Origin of the sequence: Methylobacterium indicum, from assembly GCF_001043895.1 — a bacterium.
Lineage (GTDB): Bacteria > Pseudomonadota > Alphaproteobacteria > Rhizobiales > Beijerinckiaceae > Methylobacterium > Methylobacterium indicum.
This window is the reverse complement of the sequence record NZ_JTHF01000337.1, coordinates 1-5,683: the sequence shown is the minus strand read 5'-3', so window position 1 is coordinate 5,683 and position 5,683 is coordinate 1. Positions and strand designations below refer to the sequence as shown.

Genomic DNA, 5,683 nt, shown 5'->3' with positions numbered 1-5,683 from the left:
TGCCGGCCTGGCCGCAGGTCGATCACGGCAAGTTCGGCCCGGTGCGACGCGAAGCCTTGTCGCGCATCCAGCAGATCTCCGGCCAGGCGCTGACCCGCAACTGGCTGACGATCCCGCACGTCACCAATTTCGACCATGCCGACGTCACCGAGACCGAGGCCCTGCGCCGCGAGCTGAACGGGGCCGCCCGCCCCGGCAGCCACAAGGTCACCATGGTGGCGATCCTGATCAAGGCGGCGGCGGCGGCGCTCCGGGCCTATCCGCGCTTCAACGCGGCGCTCGACGGCGACGACCTGATCTTGAAGGATTACGTCCATGTCGGCTTCGCGGTCGACACGCCGCGGGGCCTCCTGGTGCCGGTGGTCCGCGATTGCGACCGCAAGGGCCTCGTCGAGATCGCCCGGGAGATGGGGGAGCTCGCCGAGCAGGCACGCACCGGCACGCTGCCGCCCGCCGCCATGCAGGGCGGGGGCTTCTCGGTCTCCTCGCTCGGCGGCATCGGCGGCGACGGCTTCACGCCGATCATCAACGCGCCCGAGGTGGCGATCCTGGGCGCGGCGCGCTCGCGCATCGAGCCGGTCTGGGACGGCAGCACCTTCCAGCCGCGGCTGATCCTCCCCTTGAGCCTGTCCTGGGACCATCGGGCGGTGGACGGCGCGGCGGCAGCCCGCTTCCTCTCCCACCTCGCCGCGGTGCTCACCGACCTGCGCCGGGGCGCCCTGTGATCCGGCCGCTCGCGCCGGCCGACCACCCGGCCCTGGCGCGGCTCTTCGAGGAGATGCAGGCCTATTACGCCGTGCCCTGCCCGCCCCGCGAGGACATCGAGGCGTCGCTCGCCGGGCGCCCGGCCGGGACCGAGATCCTGGTGGCGGAGGACGGCGCGGCCCTCGCCGGCTTCGCGGCCTTCTCGGCGATCTATCCCGGCCCGGGTCTCGCGGGCGGCCTCTTCCTGAAGGAGCTGTTCGTCGGCGCGCGCCACCGCGGCGGCGGACACGGCCGCGCCCTGGTGCGGGCGGTGGCGGTGGAAGCGGTGGCGCGCGGGTTGAAGCGCGTCGACTGGACGGCGGATGCCGGGCAGCCGGCGCTGCTCGCGTTCTACGAAAGCCTCGGCGCGGCGCCCAAGCCCGACAAGGTCTTCTTCCGGCTGGACGGGGAGGGACTGGCGCGGCTCGGCGGGGCGGAGTGACGGGGCGTCGCGGCCCGGACTGTCGATCGGCGGGTCCCCGGCATCACCGGAGGTCCGGCGCCACGCCCTGGTCGATGAGCCCGAGGCGCGGCACCACCGTGCCGGGGGCGAGGATCGCGCCGGGCGCCACCACGGCATTGGCGCCGAGCCGCGTCCCGTCCCCGACGAGAGCGCCGAACTTCGCGCAGCCGGTCTCGATCGTGGCCCCATCGTGCCGGAATGCCACCGTGGCGCCGGGCCATTCGTTGCGGTGGTTGGCGACGACCGCGCCGGCCTCGAGGTTGACGCCCCGGCCGATCACGCTCTCGCCGACGAAGTTGAGATGGGCGAGCGCCGTGCCGGCGAACAGGAACGAGGCCTTCAGCTCCGATCCCGGCCCGATCGTGCAGGCCTCCTCCAGCCAGGCGCCGCCCCGCAGGGTGGCGCCGTGGCCGATGACGCAGCGCGGCCCGACGACGAGCGGGCCCTTGAGCACCGCGCCGGGCTCGACCCGGGCGCTGTGATGCACGGCGATCCCGTCGGCGACGGAAAACGCCTCGCCGAGGCGGGTCAGCAGCCGGCGGACGATGGCGTCCGCCGCAGAGGTGAGCGCCCAGGGCGGCTCGGCGGCCCAATCCGCCAGGGCGGAGGTGCCGAAAGCCGGGATGTGTCGGGCGAGCAGGCTCACGGCCGTCCCGGTCCCGTCGCGCAGATCAGTCGCAGACGCGCACGCGGCGGATGTAGACGTCGCCGAACTCGTCGATCATCCGGCGGCGGACGGTGTAGCATTCGGGGCCGTAGGCCGGGGCGTAGCCGTAGGCCGGCCCGCCATAGACGGGGGTGTAGCCGTAGGCCGGGGCGGGCGCATAGCCGTATCCGTAGCCATAGGCCGGGCGCGCGCCGGCCGCGATGGCGCTGCCGAGGGCGAGGCCGCCGACCGCCCCGAGGGCGAAGGCCGGCCCGGCCCGCCAGCGCGCCTCGGCCGGAGCCGCGCCGGCCAGGGTCACGCTCGCCAGAGTGGCCGCGGCCACGCAGATGGATGCGATGCGCTTCATGGCAGATCCCCATGACGTAAGGGTGGAACAAGCATTCGCGAGCGCCCGAGACCGGATGACCGTGATCCCTGCGGCTCGACGACACCGTTATCGCGCCGCCACGCTGAACGATGGCTGAAGCGCGGCCACAGAATTCCTTCAGCCTGTTACGCGGCGTCGGCCGTCGGCTTCGCCCGGACGATGCGGTGGCCCGACACCTCGGCGCCGGCCTCCGGGGCGAGGCGGCGGAACGACAGGGCCGAAATCCCGGAGACGACCGCCACCGCCAGGAAGGCGGGCCCGAAATCCTCCGCCCGGATGTCGCCGCGGCCGTGCCACTCGGCCGCGGACTGGAGCACGAAGGCCCCGAAGGCGACGCCGATGCTCAAGGAGAGCTGCTGGGCGACGCTGGCGAGGCTCGTCGCCGCGCTCATGTCGCGCGGATCCACGTCGGCGTACGCGATGGCGTTGACGGCGGTGAATTGCAGCGAGCGGAAGCAGCCGCCGACGAGGAGCACCGCGATGATGACGGCGTGCGGCGTGCCGGCGGTGAACAGGCCGTTCACCGCGAGCAGGCATGCCGCGACCACCGCGTTCAGCGTCATCACCGCCCGGAAGCCGAAGGCGCGCAGGATGCGCGCCGCGATGGTCTTCATGAACAGGGCGCCGGCGGCGGCCGCGAAGGTGATGAGGCCCGAATGCAGCGGGTCGAGCCCGAAGCCGAGCTGGAGCATCAGGGGCAGCAGGAACGGGATCGCCCCGGTGCCGATGCGAAACAGGCTGCCGCCGAGCACCGCCGCCCGGAAGGTCGGGTAGCGCAGCAGATCGAGGCGGATCACCGGGTGCTCCACCCGGCGGCTATGGGCGAGGTAGAGCCCGCACAGCACGACCCCCGCCCCGGTGCAGGCCCAGGACAGGACCTCCGGCAGGAGGTGGCGCCCGCTCGAGGCGAGGCCGAGCATCAGGCTGGCGAGGCCGGCCCCCGACAGGACGAAGCCGAGGAGGTCGAGGGGCGGGCGCGCCTCCTCCTTGATGTCCTGGAAGTAGCGGGTCGCGAGCAGGATGCCGGCGAGCCCGATCGGCAGGTTGATGAAGAAGATCCAGCGCCAGTGCAGGGCGGTGGTGATGAGGCCGCCGAGCGGCGGCCCGATCACCGGGCCGACGAGGGCCGGGATGGTCAGGGTGGCGAGCGCCTGGACGAGCTCGCCCTTCGGCACGCTGCGCAGGAGCACGAGGCGCCCGACCGGCACCATCATCGCCCCGCCCATGCCCTGCAGGAAGCGGGCGGCGACGAACCAGCCGAGCGAGTTCGAGGCCGCGCAGGCGAGCGAGCCGGCCATGAACACCGCCAGCGCCCAGCGGAAGACCGTCCGGGCGCCGTAGCGGTCGGCGGCCCAGCCGCTGATGGGGATGAAGATCGCGAGGCTGACGAGGTAGGAGGTCAGGGCCAGCTTCAGGGCGATCGGATCCTCGCCCATATCCGCGGCGATCGCCGGCAGCGACGTCGCGAGCACGGTCGAATCCGTGTTCTCCATGAACAGGGCCGTCGCGACGACGAGGGGGACGATCCGGGCGGTGCGCATGGCGCCGTATCTAGCGCTCGCCGGAGGCACCGGAAGCGCGAATCGGCGGGGCCTGCCCCGTCATCCCTGCGGGGCAGGCCGATGCCGGCGCTACGCGGCCGCCACCGGCACCGGCCGCGCCCCGTCGCCGGCCGCGCGCCGGGGCGCCGGGGCGTGGGCCACCGGCAGCACGCCGTCGTCGGCGAGCGCCACGAAGCGGCTGCCGTCATAGGCCAGCAGCGCACCGGTCTCGATCTCGAAGAACCAGCCGTGGAGGGCGAGCCGTCCCTTGGCGAGCGCCGCCGCCACGCTCGGATGGGTGCGCAGATGGGCGATCTGCGCCACCACGTTCTCGAGGGCCAGCGCCCGCAGGCGCTCGGTCGGGCCGATGTCGTCCGGGTAGGCTTCGCAGACGATGCGGTCGGCGGCGTGGCTGTGGCGCAGCCAGGCGGCGACGTTCGGCATCGCGTCGAGGGCGCCGGGCTGCATCAGACCCTTCATGGCGCCGCAATCCGAGTGGCCGCAGACCACGATGTCGCGCACCCCGAGCGCCACCACCGCGTACTCGATCGCCGAGGAGACGCCGCCGTTCATCTGCGAGAAGGGCGGCACAATGTTGCCGGCGTTGCGGCAGACGAACAGCTCGCCGGGCCCGGCCTGGGTGATGTGCTCGGGCGAGACCCGGGAATCGGCGCACGCGATGATCAGGGCCTTCGGCTGCTGCCCGTCGCGCACGAGGCGCTGGTACATCTGCCGCTGGCCCGGAAACACGCTGCCGCGGAAGGTCGAGATGCCCTGGATGATGCTGCTGTCCACGGGGTGTCCTTGTGCAGGAATGAGAGGGATGCGGGCGACGCCTCCACCCGTCGGAGGGAGGTGCCAGGCCGGACCGGGCCTGGCTTCCTCCCGCCGACGGCGCAGAGGAAAATGAATATCCGTCGATTTTCATCAGTCTTGCCCGGCGAGGCATCGTCGCTCCGCCGATGACACCGAGAATGGGGGATGGACCATCCGGGGGATGTGCGGGCACGCACCCGGGCTCATCTGACGAAATAATCCCGGCCTCGGTCTCTCGGGTGCGGCCGCGCACGCTCCGACCGGTCGATCGCGTGGCGATATCGGATGAGATGCCGCCGCGCGGCGTCCGCCGGCACGCAGACCGGGACGCCGGCGGCCCCGGCTTGACCGCTCCGGCCCCCGCGGCCCATACCACCGGCAGCATCGAGGAGGCCCATGGTCACCACCGCGAGACGGCCTCCGGGCCTGCCCCCGCGCACCGGACCGGCGCCGGCCCGGCAGCATCCGGGCGCCCCCGCCCCACGGTCCCGTCGCCCGCTCTGATGGACCGCGATCCGATTGTCTTCGCCTGGCGCAGCGCCAAGCGCCGGCACGCCGCCGCCATCGCGGTCGCCCTCGGGCTCGGCGGCCCCCTGGTCGGGCTCGGGCTGCTCGCCCTGCGCGACCTCGTCGACGAGCTCCTGGCCCTCGCCGAGCCGGGGCGCGGGCCGATCCACTTCCTGCATCTCGTCGTGCCGCTCCCCGAGCGCCTCGGTGGCCACGGCCTGACGCTGGTGCGCGGCTGGCCGTTGCCGGAGAGCGCCCTGACCCTGTGGGCGCTGGGCGCCCTGATCCTCGTCGCCCTGGCGCTCGCCGGGCTCGGCTGGGGCGTGGCGCGGCTCTGCGTGACGGCGCAAGCCGAGGCGGTGCGCCGCCTGCGGGAGGTGGCCGAGGACGCGATCCTGCGCTCCGGGCCCGCCGCCCGGGACGACGCCCGGGCGCTCGCCGGCCAGGTCGGCGCGGCGATCCGCGCCGCCGACGGGCTCCTCGCGGTCGGCATCCTGGTCCCGGCGCTCGCCGCCGGCAGCGTGCTGCTGGCGCTCGCGGTCGCGGCGGCGGTGGCCCCGCGCCTCGTCGCCGCGGCG

General features: G+C 73.9%; 6 protein-coding genes and 1 pseudogene. 3 read left to right on the top strand and 4 right to left on the bottom strand.

The annotated features are described in order from the left end of the window. Positions 1–725 (top strand): 2-oxo acid dehydrogenase subunit E2 (locus QR78_RS29450; protein WP_048431178.1); only part of this gene is annotated, 725 nt, incomplete at its 5' end. Between the two features lie 53 nt (positions 726–778). Beyond that, positions 779–1,186, top strand: a complete 408-nt coding sequence (locus tag QR78_RS29445) for a GNAT family N-acetyltransferase (protein ID WP_082172172.1) — start codon at positions 779–781, stop codon at positions 1,184–1,186. Between the two features lie 43 nt (positions 1,187–1,229). On the opposite strand, the gene QR78_RS29440 is transcribed toward QR78_RS29445, so the two are convergent. The 4 genes from QR78_RS29440 to QR78_RS29425 all read right to left on the bottom strand — a co-directional run bounded on the left by QR78_RS29440 (position 1,230) and on the right by QR78_RS29425 (position 4,577). Beyond that, positions 1,230–1,853 (bottom strand): LbetaH domain-containing protein, encoded by a 624-nt coding sequence (locus QR78_RS29440; RefSeq protein ID WP_082172170.1) that lies wholly within the window; start codon positions 1,851–1,853, stop codon positions 1,230–1,232. 25 nt (positions 1,854–1,878) lie between these two features. Continuing rightward, a complete protein-coding gene (locus QR78_RS29435) occupies positions 1,879–2,220 on the bottom strand; it encodes a hypothetical protein (RefSeq protein WP_048431175.1) in 342 nt (113 codons plus the stop codon). Positions 2,221–2,366: 146 nt separating this feature from the next. Further along, positions 2,367–3,782: a DHA2 family efflux MFS transporter permease subunit gene (locus QR78_RS29430; RefSeq protein ID WP_048431174.1), complete on the bottom strand. Its 1,416-nt coding sequence runs from the start codon at positions 3,780–3,782 to the stop codon at positions 2,367–2,369. A gap of 90 nt (positions 3,783–3,872) precedes the next feature. Continuing rightward, positions 3,873–4,577, bottom strand: coding sequence for a carbonic anhydrase (locus QR78_RS29425; protein WP_048431173.1), 705 nt, complete (start codon positions 4,575–4,577; stop codon positions 3,873–3,875). 524 nt (positions 4,578–5,101) lie between these two features. Here QR78_RS29425 and QR78_RS29420 point away from each other — a divergent pair. Further along, a pseudogene (locus tag QR78_RS29420) lies at positions 5,102–5,683 on the top strand (ABC transporter ATP-binding protein); the annotation flags it as partial.

What these genes read in the sequence shown, in the direction of transcription:
- QR78_RS29435 (WP_048431175.1), bottom strand. Translation starts at nt 2,220, where the DNA reads ATGAAGCGCATCGCATCCATCTGCGTGGCCGCGGCCACTCTGGCGAGC.
- QR78_RS29445 (WP_082172172.1), top strand. Translation starts at nt 779, where the DNA reads ATGCAGGCCTATTACGCCGTGCCCTGCCCGCCCCGCGAGGACATCGAG.
- QR78_RS29430 (WP_048431174.1), bottom strand. Translation starts at nt 3,782, where the DNA reads ATGCGCACCGCCCGGATCGTCCCCCTCGTCGTCGCGACGGCCCTGTTC.